The organism is Streptomyces niger (assembly GCF_000718305.1).
In the GTDB taxonomy this organism is placed as follows: Bacteria; Actinomycetota; Actinomycetes; order Streptomycetales; family Streptomycetaceae; genus Streptomyces; species Streptomyces niger.
Window position 1 is genome coordinate 233,490 of the sequence record NZ_JOFQ01000013.1, and the last position, 20,454, is coordinate 253,943.

Genomic DNA, 20,454 nt, shown 5'->3' on the forward strand with positions numbered 1-20,454 from the left:
CGTCGGCAGGCCGACGTACGCGGCACGAGCCCGCCCGGCCGTCGCCGGCGGTCCCCCGCAGCGCATCGCTCCGACGCCGCGTGTCATCGTCCGTCCCTCGCCGTCTCCAGCAGTTCCTCGGCGTGCGCGCGGGCCGTCTCGGAGTCTTCCTGGCCCGCGAGCATGCGGGAGAGTTCGCGGATGCGGTCCTCGCCTTCCAGGACGGTGACGCCGCTGCGGGTGACCGAGCCGTCGTTGGTCTTCTCGACCAGCAGCTGGCGGTCGGCGAACGCGGCGACCTGCGGGAGGTGGGTGACGACCACGACCTGCGCGGAGCGGGCCAGCCGGGCGAGCCGGCGGCCGACCTCGACCGCGGCCTTGCCGCCGACGCCCGCGTCCACCTCGTCGAAGAGGTAGGTCGGCACCGGGTCGGAGCCGGCGAAGACCACCTCGATGCCGAGCATCACGCGGGAGAGCTCACCGCCGGAGGCGCCCTTGGCGATCGGCCGGGGCTGCGCGCCGGGGTGCGGGGCGAGGAGCAGCTCGACCTCGTCGGCGCCGGCCGGCCCGTAGGCGACGTTGCGGCCGCCGACCTCGACGCCGTCCGCGTCCTCGGCGACCTCGGTCTGCCGGATCTCCACGCTCACCCGGGCGTGCGGCATGGCCAGTTCGGCCAGCTCCGTGGTGACGGCGGCGGCGAACCGCTCGGCCGACGCCACCCGCGCGTCGGTCAGCGCCTGCGCCAGCTCGCCCAGTTCGGCGCGGAGCGCGTCGCGTTCGGCGGTCAGCTCGCCGATCCGGTCGTCGTCGCCCTCCAGCTCCGCGAGGCGCGCGGCGCTCTGCTCGGACCAGGCGAGGACGGCCGCGATGTCCTCGCCGTACTTGCGGGTGAGGCCGGTCAGCGCGGCCCGGCGCTCCTCGACGGCGGCCAGCCGCAGCGGGTCGGCGTCCAGCCCGTCCCCGTAACCGGCCAGCTCGCCGGCCACGTCGGACAGCAGGATGCCGATCTCGCCGAGCCGGTCGGTGAGCCCGGCCAGCACCGGGTCGTGGCTGCGGACCGCCTCCAGTGCGCGGTGCGCCCCGGCGACCAGGGTGGTGGCGTCGACGCCCTCGGGGTCCGCCGGGTCGCCCGCGAGCGCCGCGTGCGCCGCGTTCGCGGCGGAGGCGAGGGCCTCGGCGTGGCCGAGCCGCTCGGCCTCGGCGGCCAGTTCGGTGTCCTCGCCCGCCACCGGCTCGACGGCGGCGATCTCCTCCAGGCCGAAGCGGAGCAGGTCCGCCTCCTGGGCGCGCTCGCGGGCCCTGGTGGTCAGCTCGTCCAGCTCGGCGGCCACGTCCCGGAGCCTGCGGTAGGCGGCGGTGTACTTCTCCAGGGGGACCGAGACGGCGTCCCCGGCGTAACGGTCCAGGGCCTGGCGCTGCCGGGCCGGCCGCAGCAGCCCCTGCTGGTCGGTCTGGCCGTGCACGGCCACCAGGTCGTCCGCCAACTCCCCCAGCAGTCCGACCGGCACGGACCGCCCCCCGACATGCGCCCGGGAGCGGCCTTCGGCGGAGACCGTACGGCTGATGAGCAGCGCGCCGTCGTCCAGCTCGGCGCCGGCCTCCTCGGCGCGGAGCGCGGCCGGCGCGTCGGGGCCGACCGTGATGCGGCCCTCCACCACCGCCGATTTGGCCCCGATGCGTACCAGCGCGGGGTCGGCACGGCCGCCCAGCAGCAGGCCGAGGCTGGTGACGACCATCGTCTTGCCCGCGCCCGTCTCGCCCGTCACCGCCGTGAAACCGGGGGACAGCTCGATGACGGCATCGTCGATGACGCCCAGGGACCGGATCCGCATCTCCTCCAACACGGATACGACCATACGAGGTCAGCGCCCGACCCGCGATGTCCTCCCCACCCCATACCTGGGTGTATTCGGGAAAACCGGCACCATCATTCAGCCCGTCCGGGGGCACCTCCCAGCGGTAGCCGGGGGAGTTTGAGCACAAACGTCCGGACCCGAGCCAGGTCAACGAGGAGCGGTGCACCGTGGCGCCACCACCATCGTCGGCCGACCCGCCTCGCGGGCTAGTGCGGCGCTCCGCGCCACCCCGCCACCGGCAGGGCGAACTTGGCCACCAGGCGGTCGGTGAAGGAGGCGTGGTGGAGGCGGGCCAGACGGACCGGGACGGCGCCCCGGCGGACCTCCACGCGGGCGCCGGCGGGCAGTTCGACCGAGCGGCTGCCGTCGCACCACAGGACGCCGTGCGGGGTCTTGGGCTGGACCTCCACCGCCAGGACGGACTCCGGGGAGGTGACGAGCGGCTTGGCGAACAGGGCGTGCGCGCTGATCGGCACCATCAGCAGCGCCTCGACCTCCGGCCAGACCACCGGGCCGCCCGCGGAGAACGCGTACGCGGTCGAGCCGGTCGGCGTCGCGCAGACCACGCCGTCGCAGCCGAAGCGGGAGACCGGGCGGCCGTCGACCTCGGTGACGACCTCCAGCATCCGCTCCCGCGCGGCCTTCTCCACCGACGCCTCGTTCAGCGCCCAGTCCCGGTGCACCACCGTGCCGTTGTTGCGGACCAGCACGTCGAGGGTCATCCGCTCCTCGACCTCGTAGGAGCGGGTCACCACCCGGTCCACGACCTTGTCCAGGTCGTCCCGCTCGGCCTCGGCGAGGAACCCGACCCGGCCGAGGTTGACGCCGAGCATCGGGACGCCGGAGGTCCGGGCGAAGTCGGCGCCGCGCAGCAGCGTCCCGTCCCCGCCCAACACCACGAGCAGTTCACAGCCCTCGGCCGCGCCCTGTTCGGTGGCCACCTGCTCCACGGAGTCCGGCAGCGGCAGATCGGCGGCCTCGGCCGCCAGCACGCGGACGCCGATGCCGCAGCGCAGCAGTCCCTGGACGACCAGTTCGGCGCTGCGTACGGCCGCGGCCCGGCCGGTGTGGGTGAGCAGGAACACCGTACGGGTCCCGCCGGCGAGCGGCTCGGGAGCGGGCACGGAGACCGTTCCGGTCTGCGGGTCCTGCGGTGCTTCGGACGTTCCAGATGTGGTCAACTCGGCCCCTCCGCCACTGCACGGTCGACATCCGCCGGGTCCAGGGCAGGCGCACCGGCTCGCAGCCACAGAAAGTACTCGACATTGCCGGAAGGTCCAGGCAGGGGGGACGCGGTGACGCCCAGCACACCCAGTCCGAGCTCCGCGGCGCGGGCCCCCACCGCGCGCACCGCCTCGGCCCGCAGCTGCGCGCTGCGCACCACGCCGCCGCTGCCGAGGCGCTCCTTGCCGACCTCGAACTGCGGCTTGACCATCAGGACGAGGTCGGCGTCCGGCGCCGAGCAGCGCACGAGCGCCGGCAGCACGAGGCCCAGCGGGATGAAGGAGAGGTCGCCCACGACGATGTCGACGGGGATGTCGTCGATCTGTTCCAGGGTCAGTTCGCGGACGTTGGTGCGGTCCTTGACGGTGACCCGCTCATCGCTCTGCAGGGACCAGGCGAGCTGCCCGTAGCCGACGTCCACGGCGACGACGTGGCCGGCGCCCGCGCGCAGCAGGACGTCGGTGAAGCCGCCGGTGGAGGCGCCGGCGTCCAGCGCCCGGCGACCCTCGACCTTGAGGCCCCGCGGTACGAAGGCGGCCAGCGCCCCGGCGAGCTTGTGGCCGCCGCGCGAGACGTAGTCCGGGTCGTTCGCGTCCTCGCGGACCACCAGCGCGGCGCTGGTCTCCACCTGGGTGGCGGGCTTGCTCGCCGGCTGCCCGCCGACCGTCACCCGGCCCGCGGCGATCAGCTGGCTCGCGTGCTCGCGGGAGCGGGCCATCTTGCGGCGCACCAGCTCCGCGTCGAGTCGGCGTCGTGCCACACCTGCCACCTGTGGTTCAGCTCCTGAGATCGTTCCGTGCTGCGGGGCGGGGCCCCGGCTGCTGGTCCAAGGAGGCCAGCGTGTCGCGGAGCCCCCGGTGCACATCCTCGTACACCGGGAGGTGGCCGCTGACGGCGAGGTGGTCGGCGTCCGCCAGCCGGGCCAGCCGGTCGTCCACCTCGGCGTGCCCGGTGGGGGTGACCGGTACACCCAGCGGCTGCGGGCCGGCGGGCTGCTCCGGCGGCGGACCGGCGGTGCCGGACTCGTCGGGCCGGCCGGGCCCGCCCTGATCGGGTTCGTCGGGGGCCGGGGCGGCACCGGGTTCGTCGGGCTGCGGTTCCGGCCGCTCGGCGCCGGAGATCGGCTCGTGCATGCCCCGACGCTACCGCGAACCGGCGGGCCACCGGCGGACGAGCCGGCCCGGACCGGCGTATCGTCCCTGTCGATGGCTTCCCTCGAACAGTGCCGCGCCGCCCTGGACCGGCTGGCACACACCATGTCGACGACGGCGGACGGGGCGGTGCGCGGTGCCGCCGCGCTGGACCGCTCGCTGAGCTGCCGCATCACCGACCTCGACGTCACCTTCGTGGGACGGCTCGCGGACGGCACCCTCCGGGACGTCACCCCCGTACCGGGCCCGCCGCGGGAGAAGGCGCAGATCAGACTCGCCATGACCGGCGACGACCTGGTCGCGCTGGTCGACGGCGAGCTGCACTTCGCGCGGGCGTGGGGCAGCGGCCGGGTGAAGCTGGAGGCCGGCCTCCGCGACCTGCTGCGGCTCCGGACGCTGCTCTAGCGGTCCGGGCACGTACCGGCGGGCCGCCGCCTCAGCGGACGGCCGCCTTACGGGGCGTACGCGCCGCCGGGACGATCAGCGGGGTGCCGGTCTCCGGGTCGTCGATGATCTGGCACTTGAGCCGGAAGACCCGCTCCATGAGGTCGGCGGTGACCACCTCGGCCGGCGCGCCCTCCGCGACGACCTCGCCGCCGCGCATCGCGATGATGTGGCTGGCGTAGCGCGCGGCGTGGTTGAGGTCGTGCAGGACGGCGACGAGCGTGCGGCCCTGCTCCTCGTGCAGCTGGGCGCAGAGGTCCAGCACCTCTATCTGGTGCTGGATGTCGAGGTAGGTGGTGGGCTCGTCCAGGAGCAGCAGCGGGGTCTGCTGGGCGAGGGCCATGGCGATCCAGACGCGCTGCCGCTGGCCGCCGGAGAGCTCGTCGACGTACCGCTCCCCCAGCTCGCCGATGCCGGTGGCCTCCATGGACTCCTGCACGATCCGCTCGTCCTCGGCGGACCACTGGCGCAGCAGTCCCTGGTGCGGGTAGCGGCCGCGGGAGACCAGGTCGGCGACGGTGATGCCGTCGGGGGCCGTGGAGGACTGCGGCAGCAGGCCGAGGGTGCGGGCGACCTTCTTGGCGGGCTGCGAGGAGATCGCGGAGCCGTCCAGCAGGACCGAGCCGGCCTGCGGCTTGAGCATCCGGGAGAGCGCGCGCAGCAGGGTGGACTTGCCGCAGGCGTTGGGGCCGACGATGACCGTGAAGGAATTGTCCGGGATCTCGACCGAGAGGTTTTCGGCGATGACCCGCTGGTCGTAGGCGAGGGTGACGTTCTGCGCCGCGAGACGGCTCACTTCGGCTCTCCTGGAGGTGGTACGGCCGGTCGGATGCGGGGTGGTGGCGGTGGGGGCCTCGGGGCGCGCGGTCATACCCGGCCCGCCTTGCGCTCGTTGGCCAGCAGCCACAGCAGGTAGCCGCCGCCGAGTACGCCGGTGACGACGCCGACCGGCACCTGGTCGGCGCCGAAGATCCGCTGCGAGGCGAGGTCGGCGAGGACCAACAGCACGGCGCCCATGAGCGCGGCGGGCAGCAGATTGGGGCCGGTGGTCCGGGTGAGCCGCCGGGCGAGCTGGGGCGCGGTGAGCGCGACGAAGGCGATGGGTCCGGCGGCGGCGGTGGCGGACGCGACCAGGACGACGGCGGCCAGCAGCGCGAGGATGCGGACCCGGCCGGTGCTGACGCCGAGCGCGGCGGCCGAGTCGTCGCCCATCTCCAGCATGGCCAGCGGCCGGCCGCAGAGCAGGATCACGGGGACCAGGATCACGCAGACCGCGGCCAGCGGCCAGACCTGGTCCCAGTCGCGGCCGCTGAGGGAGCCGGTCATCCAGGTGGTGGCCCGGGTCGCCTCGACGATGTTCGCCTTGGTCATCAGGTACAGGACGATGGCGTAGAGCATGGCGGAGGCGCCGATGCCGACAAGCACGAAGCGGTAGCCGTGCACGCCGCGCTTCCAGGCGAGCAGGAAGATCGCGACGCCGGTGACGACGCCGCCGGCCACCGCGCCCATCGCGATGGCGACGGTGGAGCCCTGCAGGTACACGATGACGAGCAGGGCGCCGACGGAGGAGCCCTGCGCGAAGCCGAGCACGTCGGGGCTGCCGAGCGGGTTGCGGGTGATGGTCTGGAAGACCGCGCCGGCCAGGCCGAAGCACGCGCCGACCAGCAGCGCGACCAGCACCCTGGGCAGCCGCAGGTCGTTGACGATCAGCTCCTGGCCCGGGTTGCCGCCGCCCCCGAGGGTGGTGAGGACGTCGCCGAAGGACATCGGGAAGTCGCCGGTGCCGATGAGCAGCACGCCGGCGGCGAGCGCCACGACGAGCAGCAGTACGCCCGTGAGTACCGCCCTGAGGTGGAGCCGCACCGACAGCCCGCCGGCGGTGCGCAGCGCCTTCACGGCGGGGCGCGGGGAGGTCTTGGTGGGAGTGCTCACAGCTGTGCCATCTTCCGTCGCCGTACGAGATGGATGAAGACCGGGCCGCCGATGACGGCCGTGACGATGCCGACCTGGAGTTCGCCGGGGCGGGCCACGACCCGGCCGAGGATGTCGGCGCCGAGCAGCAGCACCGGCGAGAGGACCGCGGAGTACGGCAGGATCCAGCGCATGTCGGGGCCGGTGATGGCGCGTACGGCGTGCGGGACCATCAGGCCGACGTAGACGATCGGCCCGCAGGCGGCGGTGGCCGCGCCGCACAGCAGGGTCACGGCGGCCATGGCGGCGACGCGGGTGCGGGTGAGCTTCGCGCCGAGGGCGCGGGCCTGGTCGTCGCCGAGCGCGACGGCGTTCAGCGGCCGGGCGACGAGGAGCGCGAGCACCACGCCGACCGCGATGAAGGGGACGATCCTCTCGACGGTGGGCATGGTCGCGGAGGCCAGCGAACCGACCGTCCAGAAGCGCATCTTGTCCAGCGACGCGGTGTTCATGAGGTTGACCGCGTTGAGGTAGCCGGTGAGGACGGCGGTGAGCGCGGTGCCGGCGAGCGCGAGCCGTACGGGCGTGGCGTTGCGGGTGCCGCCGAGGATGTAGACCGCGGCGGAGACGACGGCGGCGCCCACGAACGCGAACCACACGTACGAGGTGAGCGAGGTGACGCCGAAGAAGGTGATGCCGGAGACGACGGCGGCGGAGGCGCCGGCGTTGATGCCGAGGACGCCGGGGTCGGCGAGCGGGTTGCGGGTGAGGGCCTGCATGACCGCGCCGGCCAGGCCGAGCGCCGCGCCGGCGAGCAGCCCGAGGAGGGTGCGGGGCAGCCGTACGTCGCGAATGATCACGTCGGTGTCGGTGCCGGAGTAGTGCGTGATGCCGTGCCAGACGTCCCCCAGGGGGATCTGTTTGGACCCGACGGCGATGCCGAGGACGGCGATGGCTCCGAGGACGCAGAGCGCGACGAGGAGTCCCGCGGAGCGGGTGGCCTGCCGTCGTCGGGGCACCACGGGAGCGGCGGCTGCTTCAGGGGGGCTGTCGACCAACACGCGGTTTAGGTTAGCCTAACCTCGCTGCCCCCTCATCAGGCGTCCCCAGAGAGAAGTGCGTCCCTATGAGCATCACCCCCAGACCTTCCCTGTCCCGACGCGGCCTGCTGGCCGCCGGCGGAGCCGTCGGCGTCGGCGCACTGCTCGCCGCCTGTGGCAACGAGAAGGCCTCGGGACCGGCCGGCGGCGGAAGCAAGGGCGGGCCCTGGAGCTTCACCGACGACCGGAAGAAGAAGGTCTCCCTGAAGACTGTGCCACAGCGCATCGTCGCTTTCACGGGCACCGCCGCCGCGCTGGTCGATTTCGGCATCGACGACCAGATCGTCGGCGTCTTCGGTCCGACCAAGCTCAAGAACGGCAAGGCCGACCCGCAGGCCGGCGACCTGGACGTCTCCAAGGTCACCATCATCGGCAACGCCTACGGCCAGTTCAACGTCGAGAAGTACGCCGGGCTCGCCCCCGACCTGCTCGTGACCAACATGTTCGAGCCGGGTGCGCTGTGGTTCGTGCCGGAGGAGAGCAAGGACAAGATCGCCAAGCTCGCCCCGAGCGTCGCGATCACCGCCTCCCGCACCCCGCTGGACAAGATCATCGAGCGGTACTCCGAGCTGGCCGAGTCGCTCGGCGCCGACCTGAAGGCCAAGAAGGTCACCGACGCCAAGGCCCGCTTCGAGAAGGCCGCGGCACGGCTGCGCGCCGCCGCCAAGTCCAAGCCGGTCAAGGTGCTCGCCTGCTCCGGCAGCCCCGACCTCTTCTACGCGTCCAACCCGGGCATCAACGCCGACCTCATGTACTTCAAGTCCCTCGGCGTGGACCTGATCGTGCCCGACAAGCTCGACAAGGGCGGCTACTTCGAGTCCCTGAGCTGGGAGAACGCCGACAAGTACAAGGCGGACGTGCTCCTCCTCGACAACCGCACCGCCACCTTGCAGCCCAAGGACCTGGCCGCCAAGCCGGCCTGGGCCAAGCTGCCCGCCGTCAAGGCGGACCAGATCACCCCGTGGTCCAGCGAGCCCCGCTTCTCCTACGCGGGCGCCGCTCCGCTCCTCGAGGGCCTCGCCAAGGCCATCGAGGACGCCAAGAAGGTCAGCTGACGCACCGGGGCCCGGCGCCGCTCCGCCGGGCCCCCGCCACTCCCCCAAGGAGGTTTCCCCCGCATGACCACGACCGCAGCGCCCACCACAGCGCCGTTCCGCTTCTTCGACCTCTATGTCGTGCGCACCCGCCGGCTGGGCCCCTCGATGGTCCGGATCACCTTCGGCGGCGCGCGCCTGGCGGAACTGCTGACCGGCGGCCGTGACCAGCGGGTGAAACTCTTCTTTCCCCAGCCGCACCAGACCGTCCCGGTCTTCGACGACCAGGGCGACGGCTGGTACGCCGCGTGGCGCGTGCAGGACCCGGCCGAGCGCAGCATCATGCGGACCTACACGGTCCGGGCGCAGCGCCGGCTGCCCGAGCCGGAGTTGGACGTGGACTTCGCACTGCACGGCGCGGAGCAGGGCACCTCGGGGCCGGCCGGCAGCTGGGCGGCGAACGCCGTGCCCGGCGACCGGATCAGCATCCTGGGCCCGGTGGTCGAGGACAACGGCGGCGTGGACTTCCGCCCGCCGCAGGGCACCGACTGGATCCTGCTCAGCGGCGACGAGACGGCCCTGCCGGCGATCGCGGGCATCCTGGAATGGCTGTCCCCGGGCACCAAGGCCAAGGTGTGGATCGAGGTCGCGCACGCGGCGGACCGCCAGGAGCTGCCCTCCTTCGCCGACGCCGATATCACCTGGCTGGTGCGCGAGGAGTCGGACGCCGACCGTACGGACCGCGTGGTGGACGCGATCCGCGGCGCCGAGCTGCCCGAGGGCGTGCCGTACGCCTGGATCGCGGGCGAGTCCGGCACGGTCAAGGCGCTCCGCCGGCACCTGGTCAAGGAGCGCGGCTTCGACCGCAGGGCGGTGAAGTTCACCGGTTACTGGCGCCGCGGCGCGAGCGAGGAGCAGCTGCTCGCCGAGTTCAACGCCGCCGCTGCCGCCGCGCGGGACTGACCGCCCAGGGGCCTGCCCGCCTCCCGGTGGGCGGGCCCTTTCGCATGTCCGCTACAGACCGGTGCGGGCCAGCGCCTTCGCGGCGTCGGCGGTGCACCGGCCGGCCCCGGCCGCCGTCCAGGCGGCCGCGCACAGCGCCCGCAGCCCGTCCAGAGGGGAGCCCTCGCCATCGAGTACGAGTACGTCCTCGGCCACCGAGGCGACCCAGCCACCGCACCGGAAACCGCCGTCCGCGGCCGTCACCTCCGGCTGCGGCCCGAGGATGCCGCGCAGGTCGGCGTCCACGTACGTGGGACGGTGCTGCGGCGGCGCGGCGAGCAGCTCGGCGGCGGTGGTCACGCCGGTGAGCACCAGCAGCGAGTCCACCTCGCCGTTGAACGCGCCCTCGATGTCGGTGTCCAGCCGGTCGCCGACCACCAGCGGCCGCTTCGCCCCCGTGCGCAGCACGGTCTCGCGGTGCATCGGCGGCTGCGGCTTGCCCGCGACCTGCGGGCTGCCGCCGGCGGCGATGCGGACGACCTCCACCAGCGCGCCGTTGCCGGGGGCGATGCCGCGCTCCTTCGGGATCGTCAGATCGGTGTTGGACGCGAACCACGGCACGCCGCGGCCGACCGCGTACGCCGCCTCCGCCAGCCGCTCCCAGTTCAGCTCGGGGTCGTACCCCTGCACCACGGCGGCCGGGTCGTCCTCGGCGGAGTCCACGGGCACCAGGCCCCGTTCGCGCAGCGCGACGCGCAGCCCCTCGCCGCCGATCGCCAGCACCTTCGCCCCTTCGGGCACCTGCCCGGCGATGAGCCGGGCGACCGCCTGCGCGGAGGTGACGACGTCGCCCGCCTCCGTCGGCAGGCCGTACCCGGACAGCTGCGCGGCGACCGTGTCGGGGGTGCGGGCTGCGTTGTTGGTCACGTACGCCAGGTGCATCCCGCCGTCCCGTGCGGTGGTCAGCGACGCCACGGCGTGCGGGATGGCCGACCCGCCCGCGTACACGACGCCGTCCAGGTCCAGCAGCGCCGTGTCGTACGCCGCGCTCAGCGCCGCCGCGCTGCCCTCGGGCCGGGTGCGAACCCGCTCGTCCATGCCGTCCAGCTCCTTCACCGTTCATACCGCGCGCAAAAGGCTTTTTCGCGTCGCTCTGCGCTTCTCCCCCGATCATCCCGCACCACCCCGACCGGCATAGCATTTGCCAATGACCAGCACCGGCGGCCTGAGCCTGCACACGTTTCGCGGACTGCGCTACGCACCTCACCGGGTGAGCAGTCTCACCGCGGTCACCTCGCCCCCGTACGACGTGGTGGTCCGGCCCGACGGGGTCCGGCATCTGGAGACCGCCGATCCGTACAACATCGTCCGGTTGATCCTGCCGCACGCCATCGACCCGGCGACCCGGCACCGCAAGGCCGCGGACACGCTCGCCCGCTGGCGCGCGGAGGGGGTCCTGACGCCCGATCCGACGCCGGCGCTGTACGTGTACGAGCAGCGCAAGGGGGACGTGCTGCAGCGGGGCATCATCGGAGCGCTGTCGCTGGACGGCCCGGTGCTGCCGCACGAGGACGTGATCGCCGAGGTCGTCGAGGACCGGGCCGCGCTGATGCGTGCGGCGGCCGCAAACTTCGAGCCGCTTTTGCTGTCCTACCGCGGCGAAGGCACGGCGAGCGGTGCCACCGCGGTGATCGAGCGCGCGACGGAGCGGCCGCCGCTGCTGGCCACCACGACCGAGGACGGCTTCGCGCACCGGCTGTGGGCGGTGACCGACCCGGCCGAGCTGGCGACGGTGCACGCGGACCTGTCGGGCCGGCAGGCGCTGATCGCCGACGGGCATCACCGCTGGGCGACGTACCAGCGGCTCGCCGCGGAACACGGGGCCGGGTCCGACTCGCCCTGGTCCAGCGGCCTGGTGCTGCTGGTCGACACCGCCCGCTATCCGTTGCGGGTGCGGGCGATCCACCGGGTGCTGCCACATCTGCCGCTGGAGCAGGCGGTCGCGGAGCTGAACGGATCGTTCCGCGTGCGCGAGGTGCCCGGGCCGCTTCCGGAGGCGCTGGCGGCGCTGGAAGAAGCGGAAGGCAACGCGTTCCTGCTCGCCTCCGGTCCGGACACCTTCCGGCTGCTGGACCGGCCCGATCCGGAACTGCTGGAGCGGGCGGTGCGCAGGGACCGGCCCGAGGCGTGGCGGCGGCTGGATGCCACCGTTCTGCACTCCGTTCTGCTGGACGAGGTGTGGCGGATTCCGGACCGCCCGGACGGCATCCGCTACATCCACGACACGGAGGCGGCGCTCGCCCAGGCGGCGAAGCACGGCGGCACGGCGGTGCTGATGCGGGCCGTGGACGAGGACACGGTGCGTCAACTGGCGGCGCAGGGCGTGACGATGCCGCGGAAGTCGACCTCCTTCGGTCCGAAGCCGGCGACCGGACTCGTGCTGCGCACGCTCGACGTCGACGCCTGAGACAGCTCTCCCGACCGCCTCGGCACTTTTCACGCGCGCCTCCCTGAGTACCCCCTGCCCACCCGCACACACGGTTAGGTTAGGCTTACCTCACCAGTCGACGGGACGGGGGGCTTCCCCACCCGTCCAGCGCGGGCGACGCCCGTACCAGGGAGGACACGTTCATGACTTTCCTCGCGCCCACCGCCGAGGACCCGTCGCAGGCACCTGCTTCCGCCCTCACCGGCGGCAAGGGCCACCTGCTCAACGACGCCACGGTTCAGCACTACCGCGACGCAGTGCGGGACGGAGTCGACCGCGTGGCCGCCAAACTCGCGGCCACGGACCGTCCCTTCACCGGCATGACCGCGGACCGGCTCGCCCCCTCGGTGCGCGGCATCGACCTGGAGACCCCGCTCGGCGACGCGTCGGCGGCCCTGGACGAGCTGGAGGACATCTACCTCCGCGACGCCGTCTACTTCCACCACCCGCGCTACCTCGCCCACCTCAACTGCCCGGTGGTCATCCCCGCCGTGGTCGGCGAGGCCGTGCTCTCCGCCGTCAACTCCTCCCTGGACACCTGGGACCAGAGCGCCGGCGGCACCCTCATCGAGCAGCGCCTCATCGAGTGGACCGCGGGCCGCATCGGCTTCGGCGAGACCGCCGACGGCGTCTTCACCAGCGGCGGCACCCAGTCCAACCTGCAGGCCATGCTGCTCGCCCGGGACGAGGCCCGCCGCCTCGCCCGCGAGGAGCACCCGCACCTGGACGACGCCGACGTCCGCACCCGGCTGCGCATCCTCACCTCCCAGGTCAGCCACTTCTCCATCGAGAAGGCCGCCACCCTCCTGGGCCTCGGCCCCGAAGCGGTCATCACGATCCCCGTCGACGACGCCAAGCGCATGCGTACCGACGCCCTGGAGAAGGAGCTGACGCGCTGCGCCGAGGAAGGCCTCATCCCGATGGCCGTCGTCGCCACCGCCGGCACCACGGACTTCGGCTCCATCGACCCGCTCCCCGAGATCGCCGCGCTCTGCGCCCGCGAAGGCGTCTGGATGCACGTCGACGCCGCGTACGGCTGCGGACTCCTGATATCCCGGCGCCGCTCCTACCTCGACGGCATCGAGAACGCCGACTCGGTCACCGTGGACTACCACAAGTCCTTCTTCCAGCCGGTCAGCTCCAGCGCCGTCCTCGTCCGCGACCGCGCCACCCTGCGGCACGTCACGTACCACGCCGACTACCTCAACCCGGAGCGGATGGCCAAGAAGCGCATCCCCAACCAGGTCGACAAGTCGCTCCAGACCACCCGCCGCTTCGACGCGCTCAAGCTCTGGATGACGCTGCGCATCATGGGCGCCGACCAGGTCGGCGCGCTCTTCGACGACGTCGTGGACCGCGCCGACGACGGCTGGCAGCTCCTGCACACCGACGACCGCTACGAGGTCGTCACCCGGCCGCAGCTGTCCACCCTGGTCTTCCGCTACGTCCCCGAGGGCGACGTCGACCCCGAGACCGTCGACCGCATCAACCTCTACGCCCGCGAGGCGCTCGCCGCCTCCGGCGAGGCGGTCATCGCCTCCACCGTCGTGGACGGCCGCCACTACCTCAAGTTCACCCTGCTCAACCCCGAGACGACCCTCGGCGACATCGCCACGGTCCTCGATCTGATCGCCGAGCACGCCGGCTCCGGACTCGCCCGCGAGGCCACGCCGGAACTCACCAGCGCTCACTGACCGTCCCCACCGGAGACCCCCGTGCCTTCCAACGCCCCGCACGCCCCGACCGAACACGACTTCATCGCCATCGGCCTCGGGCCGTTCAACCTCGGTCTGGCCTGCCTGACCGAGCCCCTCGCCGAACTGAACGGCCTCTTCCTGGAGTCCAAGCCCGACTTCGAGTGGCACTCGGGGATGTTCCTCGAAGGCGCCCACCTCCAGACGCCGTTCATGGCCGACCTGGTCACCCTCGCCGACCCGACCTCCGAGTTCTCCTTCCTGAACTACCTCAAGGAGTCCGGCCGGCTGTACTCCTTCTACATCCGCGAGAACTTCTATCCGCTGCGCGAGGAGTACAACGACTACTGCCGCTGGGCCGCCGCCAAACTGAGCAGCGTCCGCTTCGGCTACACGGTCACCTCCGTCGAGTACGACGAGGAAGACCGGCTCTACCTGGTCCACGGCACCGACCTCACGACCGGCGAGCAGCGCACCGACCGCGCCCGCCGCCTCGTGCTGGGCACCGGCACCCCGCCGTACGTCCCCGAGTCCTGCCAGGGCCTCGGCGGCGACCTCACCCACAACTCGCGCTACCTGCCGAACAAGGAAGCGCTCCAGGCCAAGGACTCCATCACCCTGGTCGGCAGCGGCCAGAGCGCCGCGGAGATCTACTACGACCTGCTCTCCGAGATCGACGTCCACGGCTACAAGCTCAATTGGGTCACCCGCTCCCCGCGCTTCTTCCCGCTGGAGTACACCAAGCTCACGCTGGAGATGACCTCCCCCGAGTACGTGGACTACTTCCACGCCCTCCCCGAGGCCACCCGCTACCGCCTGGAGTCGCAGCAGAAGGGCCTCTTCAAGGGCATCGACTCCGAGCTGATCGACGCGATCTTCGACCTGCTCTACCAGAAGAACCTCAAGGGCCCGGTGCAGACCCGGCTCTTCACCAACACCGCGCTCAACGACGCGTCCTACGACGAGGCCACCGGCACCTACACCCTCGGCCTGCGCCACGAGGAGCAGGAGAAGGACTTCTCCCTGGAGACCCAGGGCCTGATCCTCGCCACCGGCTACCGCTACGCGATCCCCGAGTTCCTCGCCCCGGTCAAGGACCGCATCCGGCTGGACGGCCACGGCCGCTTCGACGTCGCCCGCAACTACAGCATCGACCACAGCGGCCAGGGCGTCTTCCTGCAGAACGCCGGCGTGCACACGCACAGCATCACCTCGCCCGACCTGGGCATGGGTCCCTACCGCAACGCGTACATCATCGCCGAGATGCTCGGCCGCCAGCCCTACGCGGTCGAGAAGACCATCGCGTTCCAGGAATTCGGAGCACCGGAAGGCATCGTCCGATGAGCAACACGAACAACGACACCACGGCCGGCACCCTCTTCACCCGTACCGACCCCGCGCTCGGCGAGTTCGCCGTACGCCCGCTCGACCTCACGCGCGACATCGAGCTGCTGCACGGCTGGGTCACCCACCCCAAAGCCTCCTTCTGGATGATGCAGGACGCCTCCCTCGCCGACGTGGAGCGCGAGTACAAGTCCATCGACGCGAACGAGCACCACGACGCGTACATCGGCCTGCACAACGGCACGCCCGCCTTCCTCATGGAGCGCTACGACCCGGCCCACGTCGAACTGGTCGGCCTCTACGAGCCCCGGCCCGGCGACGTCGGCATGCACTTCCTGACCGCGCCCAGCGACACCCCCGTGCACGGCTTCACCAAAGCCGTCATCACCACCGTCATGGCGATGCTCTTCGACGACCCGGCGACCGCCCGCGTCGTCGTCGAGCCCGACGTGCACAACAAGGCCGTCCACGCCCTCAACGAAGCCGTCGGCTTCGAGATCGTCCGGCAGATCGCCAAGCCGGAGAAGGACGCCTACCTCAGCACCTGCACCCGCGAGCAGTACCTTGCGGCGATAGGAGTGACCACCCGATGAACGCCGCCACCGACAGCCGCGCCGCCGTCTCCCACCTCACCCCCGAGCTCTGGGACCGGGCCGGCCGCCTCCTCATCCGCAAGGCCCTCGCGGAGTTCACCCACGAACGGCTCCTCACCCCCCGCCCCCTGCTGGACGGCCGCTACTCCGTCCGCAGCGACGACGGCACCGTGGAGTACCGCTTCGAAGCCCAGGTCCTCACCCTCGACCACTGGCAGATCGACGCCGACTCGATCACCCGCCACCGCGAGGACACCGACCTGCCCCTCGACGCCGTCGAGTTCTTCATCGAGCTGCGCAGCGCCCTCGGCCTCAGCGACGAGATCCTCCCGGTCTACCTGGAGGAGATCAGCTCCACCCTCGCCGGCACCGCGTACAAGCTCACCAAGGACCACGTCCCGGCCGACGAGCTCGCCAAGTCCGACTTCCAGGACATCGAGACCGGCATGACCGAGGGCCACCCCTGCTTCGTGGCCAACAACGGCCGCCTCGGCTTCGGCATCCACGAGTACCGCCAGTACGCCCCTGAGGCCGCGGCCCCCGTCCGCCTCCTCTGGCTCGCGGCCCGCCGCGACCGCGCCACCTTCACCACCGGCGCCGGCCTGGACTACGACTCCCTCATGCGCGCCGAGCTGGGCGAGGCGACGCTGAACCGCTTCGCCTCGGTGCTGTCCGAGCAGGGCCTGGACATCGCGGACTACCTGCTCCTGCCGGTCCACCCCTGGCAGTGGTGGAACAAGCTCGCCGTCACCTTCGCCGCCGAGGTCGCCCAGCAGCGCCTGGTCTGCCTCGGCGAGGGCGACGACGAGTACCTCGCGCAGCAGTCCATCCGCACCTTCTTCAACACCAGCAACCCCGAGCGCCACTACGTCAAGACGGCCCTCTCGGTCCTCAACATGGGCTTCATGCGCGGTCTCTCCGCCGCGTACATGGAGGCCACCCCCGCCATCAACGACTGGCTGGCCGGCCTCATCGAGAGCGACCCGGTCCTCAGCTCCACCGGCCTGACGATCATCCGCGAGCGCGCCGCCGTCGGCTACCACCACCGCCAGTACGAAGAGGCCACCACCAAGGGCTCCCCGTACCGCAAGATGCTCGCCGCGCTCTGGCGCGAGAGCCCGGTGCCGTCCCTCGCCCCCGGCCAGCGCCTCGCCACCATGGCCTCGCTGCTGCACACCGACCGCGACGGCGCCTCCTTCGCGGGCGCGCTGATCCGCGAGTCCGGCCTGAGCGCGGTGGAGTGGCTCCGCCGCTACCTCACGGCGTACTTCACGCCCCTCCTGCACAGCTTCTACGCCTACGACCTGGTGTTCATGCCGCACGGTGAGAACGTCATCCTGGTCATCGAGAACGGCGTCGTGCAGCGCGCGATCTACAAGGACATCGCCGAGGAGATCGCGGTGATGGACCCGGACGCGATCCTCCCGCCGGCCGTCGAGCGCATCCGCGCCGAGGTACCCGAGGACAAGAAGCTGCTGTCGATCTTCACCGACGTCTTCGACTGCTTCTTCCGCTTCCTCAACGGCATCCTCGTCACCGAGGGCATCCTCGACGAGGACACCTTCTGGCGCACGGTCGCCGAGTGCGTGACCGAGTACCAGGAAGCGACGCCCCAGCTGGCGGACAAGTTCGCGCAGTACGACATGTTCGCCGAGGAGTTCGCGCTCTCCTGCCTGAACCGTCTCCAGCTGCGCAACAACAAGGAGATGGTCAACCTCCAGGACCCGGCGGGCGCCCTCCAGCTCATCGGCAACCTGCAGAACCCGATCGCCCGCTTCGCCCCGGGCACGACCCCGGGCAAGGCCGCGGAGACGACCGCGGTGGCGTGACACCGCGGTACCGGCCGGGCGCCCGCTGACAGCGTCCGGCCGAACCCGCCGCCCGCCCCGACGGTCCGGGGCGGGCGGCACGAATGACGAAGAGGGCGGGAACCCATCGGGTTCCCGCCCTCTTCGTCGTGCCTCTGCGGCTCAGCGCTTACTTGTCGCCATCGCGCTCCGCATCGGCGGCGGCGTCCGCTTCCTTGACGCCCGTCTCCTTGACGCCCGTGTCCTTGACGCCCGCCTTCTGGGCGTCCGCTGCCTCGACGGGCGCGTCCTGGGCGAACGGCTGCTGCGGCGCTTCACCCGCGGCGATGGGCGTGTCGACCGCGCTGGAAGCGTCGGAGAAGGTGGGCACGCTGGGAGCGGCGGGCTTGGCCTGGTCGGCGTCGCCGTCCTCTACCGCACCACCCGCTTCCTCGGTGTCGGCCTGCTCATCGGCCCGCTCTTCGGCCTGCTCTTCGGTCTTCTTCCCGACCTCGGTCCGGGCCGCGGTCTCGACCTTGTCCTCGTCCTCGCCGACGCTCAGGTCGTCGGCCTCGGCCGCAGCCTCGTCCTCGTTCCCGTCCGCGTCGTCGTCCTCGTCCGCGTCGTCGTCCTCGTCCGCGTCGTCGTCCTCGTCCGCCATCGCGTCCGTGAACTCCACGCCGTCCAGCTCCGCCAGCCGGTCCGAGGCGTCCGTCATACCGCCCTGGTCGGCCTCCAGCGCCTTGGCGAACCACTCGCGCGCCTCGTCCTCGCGGCCGACCTCCAGCAGCGCGTCGGCGTACGCGTAGCGCAGCCGCGCGGTCCACGGGTGCACCGCGTGGGACGCGAGCTCCGGGCTCTGCAGCGTCACGACCGCGGCATCCGCCTGCCCCATGTCGCGCCGGGCACCGGCCGCGACCAGCCGCATCTCGACCTGCCCGGCCTTGTCCAGCCGCTGCACCTCGGGCTCGCCGGCCATCGCGAGGGCCTTCTCCGGACGGCCCATGCCGCGCTCGCAGTCGGCCATGACCGGCCACAGCTCGGCGCTGCCGGTCATCCGGCGCGCGGCGCGGAACTCGGCCAGCGCCTCGCTGTACTTGCCGAAGGCGTACGCGGCGAAACCGGCCGCCTCACGGACGGCAGCGACACGGGACGCGAGGCGCAGCGCCACGCGGGAGTAGCCGTACGCCTTCTCGGGGTCCTCGTCCAGCAGCTTCGCCACCATCACGAGGTTCCGCGCGACGTCCTCGGCGAGCGTCTTCGGCAGGCTCAGCAGCTCCTGCCGCACGTCCTTGTCGATCTCGTCGCCGGTGACGTCGTCCGGGATCGGCAGCCGCTTGATCGGCTCCCGGTCACGGCGGTCGTCCCGCCGGTCATCGCGGCGGAACCCGCCCCGGTCGCCGTCCCGCCGATCGTCCCGGCGGAACCCACCGCGGTCGTCACGGCGGAACCCACCGCGGTCGTCGCGACCCCGGCCGCCACCCTGCCCGTACGGCCGGCGACCACCCCGGTCGTCGCCTCCCCGGTCATCACGCCGGAAGCCACCGCGGTCACCGTCCCGCCGGTCGTCACGCCGGAAGCCGCCACGGTCGTCGTCCCGACGGGGACCACGAGGACGGTCGTCCCGGCGGAAGCCACCGCGGTCGTCACGCCGGTCGTTGCCGCGGTCTCGGTCGTCGCGGCGGAAGCCGCCACGCTCGCCACCGCGGTCATCGTCCCGGCGCGGCCCGCGCGCACGATCGTCCCGGCGGAAGCCGCCACGGTCACCGTCCCGCCGATCGTCCCGGCGGAAGCCGCCACGGTCGTCGCGACGGTCGTTGCCGCGGTCTCGGTCGTCGCGGCGGAAGCCACCACGGTCGCCACCGCGGTCATCGCGACGGAACCCACCGCGGTCTCCATCACGGCGGTCGTCCCGGCGGAAACCGCCACGGTCGTCGCGACGGTCGTTGCCGCGGTCTCGGTCGTCGCGGCGGAAGCCGCCACGCTCGCCACCGCGGTCATCGTCCCGGCGCGGCCCGCGCGCACGATCGTCCTGGCGGAAGCCACCGCGGTCACCATCACGACGGTCGTCGCGACGGAAGCCGCCACGGTCGTCACGCCGGTCGTTGCCGCGGTCATCACGACGGAACCCACCGCGGTCGCCACCGCGGTCATCGTCCCGGCGCGGCCCACGCGGACGGTCGTCGCGACGGAAGTCGCCGCGCTCCCCGTCACGCCGATCATCGCGACGGAAACCACCGCGGTCACCGCCACGGTCGTCGCGACGGAAACCGCCACGCTCGCCACCGCGGTCATCACGACGGAACCCACCGCGCTCGCCGCCACGGTCGTCGCGACGGAACCCACCGCGCTCGCCGCCACGGTCGTCGTCCCTGCGGGGGCCACGGGCGCGGTCGTCACGGCGGAAGCCGCCCCCCGCACCGCCGCGGTCATCACGGCGGAAACCGCCGCGCTCGCCGCCACGGTCGTCGCGGCGCGGGCCGCGCGGGCGGTCCCCACCGCGATCGTCACGTCGGTCATCGCGGCGGAAGCCGCCACCGTCGCGCCGGTCACCACCATCGCGCCAGCGCGGCTGGCGCTCCGATCGGTCGTCGGGAGAGTTGGTGGACATCGACGTGACTCCTGTCTTCGGTACTGCTGGTCATTCTCGCGCACCGACCACTTCGGCGCGCTTCGACAAAAACAAAAAGGACCCCTGGTCCCAGCATGTCGCTGGGACCAGGGGTCCTGAAAGATTGTTCGGCGGCGTCCTACTCTCCCACAGGGTCCCCCCTGCAGTACCATCGGCGCTGAAAGGCTTAGCTTCCGGGTTCGAAATGTAACCGGGCGGAGGACAAGCCCTCGGCCTATTAGTACCAGTCAACTCCACCCGTTACCGGGCTTCCATATCTGGCCTATCAACCCAGT

At 72.2% G+C, this 20,454-nt stretch carries 17 protein-coding genes, 1 pseudogene and 1 other annotated feature; of the genes and pseudogenes, 8 read left to right on the forward strand and 10 right to left on the reverse strand.

Annotated elements, in window-relative coordinates:
* Positions 1-83: 83 nt before the first annotated feature.
* The 4 genes from recN to IF20_RS25260 form a co-directional block, all read right to left on the reverse strand.
* Positions 84-1,835: a DNA repair protein RecN gene (gene recN / locus IF20_RS25245; protein ID WP_052867604.1), complete on the reverse strand. Its 1,752-nt coding sequence runs from the start codon at positions 1,833-1,835 to the stop codon at positions 84-86.
* 206 nt (positions 1,836-2,041) lie between these two features.
* On the reverse strand, positions 2,042-2,920 hold the full coding sequence (locus IF20_RS25250; RefSeq protein WP_052867637.1) for an NAD kinase: 879 nt from the start codon (positions 2,918-2,920) through the stop codon (positions 2,042-2,044).
* Positions 2,921-3,012: 92 nt separating this feature from the next.
* Positions 3,013-3,828: a TlyA family RNA methyltransferase gene (locus IF20_RS25255; RefSeq protein WP_052867605.1), complete on the reverse strand. Its 816-nt coding sequence runs from the start codon at positions 3,826-3,828 to the stop codon at positions 3,013-3,015.
* A gap of 7 nt (positions 3,829-3,835) precedes the next feature.
* Positions 3,836-4,192, reverse strand: coding sequence for a hypothetical protein (locus tag IF20_RS25260; RefSeq protein WP_052867606.1), 357 nt, complete (start codon positions 4,190-4,192; stop codon positions 3,836-3,838).
* Between the two features lie 72 nt (positions 4,193-4,264).
* On the opposite strand from IF20_RS25260, the gene IF20_RS25265 reads away from it, so the two are divergent.
* Positions 4,265-4,615 (forward strand): sterol-binding protein, encoded by a 351-nt coding sequence (locus IF20_RS25265; protein WP_052867607.1) that lies wholly within the window; start codon positions 4,265-4,267, stop codon positions 4,613-4,615.
* 31 nt (positions 4,616-4,646) lie between these two features.
* Here the strand turns inward: IF20_RS25265 and IF20_RS25270 are convergent, their stop codons facing one another.
* From IF20_RS25270 to IF20_RS25280, 3 genes are read right to left on the reverse strand one after another with little or no spacing between them, the layout of a single operon-like run.
* Positions 4,647-5,525 (reverse strand): ABC transporter ATP-binding protein, encoded by an 879-nt coding sequence (locus IF20_RS25270; RefSeq protein ID WP_234426812.1) that lies wholly within the window; start codon positions 5,523-5,525, stop codon positions 4,647-4,649.
* Positions 5,522-6,586, reverse strand: a complete 1,065-nt coding sequence (locus IF20_RS25275; RefSeq protein ID WP_199896733.1) for a FecCD family ABC transporter permease — start codon at positions 6,584-6,586, stop codon at positions 5,522-5,524. The genes IF20_RS25270 and IF20_RS25275 overlap by 4 nt, the downstream gene beginning before the upstream one ends.
* Positions 6,583-7,626, reverse strand: a complete 1,044-nt coding sequence (locus IF20_RS25280) for a FecCD family ABC transporter permease (protein ID WP_052867608.1) — start codon at positions 7,624-7,626, stop codon at positions 6,583-6,585. Before IF20_RS25280 ends, IF20_RS25275 begins: the two co-directional genes overlap by 4 nt.
* 65 nt (positions 7,627-7,691) lie before the next feature.
* Here IF20_RS25280 and IF20_RS25285 point away from each other — a divergent pair, with 65 nt between their 5' ends.
* A complete protein-coding gene (locus IF20_RS25285) occupies positions 7,692-8,720 on the forward strand; it encodes an ABC transporter substrate-binding protein (protein WP_052867609.1) in 1,029 nt (342 codons plus the stop codon).
* Positions 8,721-8,783: 63 nt separating this feature from the next.
* Positions 8,784-9,662, forward strand: a complete 879-nt coding sequence (locus IF20_RS25290) for a siderophore-interacting protein (RefSeq protein WP_052867610.1) — start codon at positions 8,784-8,786, stop codon at positions 9,660-9,662.
* 51 nt (positions 9,663-9,713) lie between these two features.
* Here the strand turns inward: IF20_RS25290 and IF20_RS25295 are convergent, their stop codons facing one another.
* Positions 9,714-10,739, reverse strand: coding sequence for an HAD-IIA family hydrolase (locus tag IF20_RS25295; RefSeq protein ID WP_052867640.1), 1,026 nt, complete (start codon positions 10,737-10,739; stop codon positions 9,714-9,716).
* Positions 10,740-10,848: 109 nt separating this feature from the next.
* Between IF20_RS25295 and IF20_RS25300 the strand changes: the two genes are divergently transcribed.
* From IF20_RS25300 to IF20_RS25320, 5 genes are all read left to right on the forward strand, one after another.
* The gene (locus IF20_RS25300) at positions 10,849-12,108 is read left to right on the forward strand and encodes a DUF1015 family protein (protein WP_052867611.1); all 1,260 of its coding nucleotides are present in this window, start codon (positions 10,849-10,851) and stop codon (positions 12,106-12,108) included.
* A 164-nt stretch (positions 12,109-12,272) separates the two neighbouring features.
* On the forward strand, positions 12,273-13,823 hold the full coding sequence (locus IF20_RS25305) for a pyridoxal phosphate-dependent decarboxylase family protein (protein ID WP_052867612.1): 1,551 nt from the start codon (positions 12,273-12,275) through the stop codon (positions 13,821-13,823).
* Positions 13,824-13,844: 21 nt separating this feature from the next.
* Positions 13,845-15,167, forward strand: a complete 1,323-nt coding sequence (locus IF20_RS25310; RefSeq protein WP_052867613.1) for a lysine N(6)-hydroxylase/L-ornithine N(5)-oxygenase family protein — start codon at positions 13,845-13,847, stop codon at positions 15,165-15,167.
* Entirely contained in the window at positions 15,164-15,760 is a 597-nt protein-coding gene (locus IF20_RS25315; RefSeq protein WP_052867614.1) for a GNAT family N-acetyltransferase, read from the forward strand. The genes IF20_RS25310 and IF20_RS25315 overlap by 4 nt, the downstream gene beginning before the upstream one ends.
* Positions 15,757-17,589 carry an IucA/IucC family protein gene (locus tag IF20_RS25320; protein WP_052867615.1) on the forward strand — a complete coding sequence of 611 codons (1,833 nt, stop codon included), beginning with the start codon at positions 15,757-15,759 and terminating at the stop codon, positions 17,587-17,589. Before IF20_RS25315 ends, IF20_RS25320 begins: the two co-directional genes overlap by 4 nt.
* Positions 17,590-18,199: 610 nt before the next feature.
* On the opposite strand, the pseudogene IF20_RS25325 reads toward IF20_RS25320, so the two are convergent.
* Both IF20_RS25325 and IF20_RS39325 read right to left on the reverse strand, forming a co-directional pair.
* Positions 18,200-18,835 (reverse strand): annotated as a pseudogene (locus IF20_RS25325) (tetratricopeptide repeat protein); the annotation flags it as partial.
* Positions 18,817-20,106, reverse strand: coding sequence for a hypothetical protein (locus IF20_RS39325; protein WP_199896734.1), 1,290 nt, complete (start codon positions 20,104-20,106; stop codon positions 18,817-18,819). The pseudogene IF20_RS25325 and the gene IF20_RS39325, both read right to left, overlap by 19 nt.
* 178 nt (positions 20,107-20,284) lie before the next feature.
* Positions 20,285-20,454 (reverse strand) — a sequence feature (most likely nonfunctional fraction of RNA operon).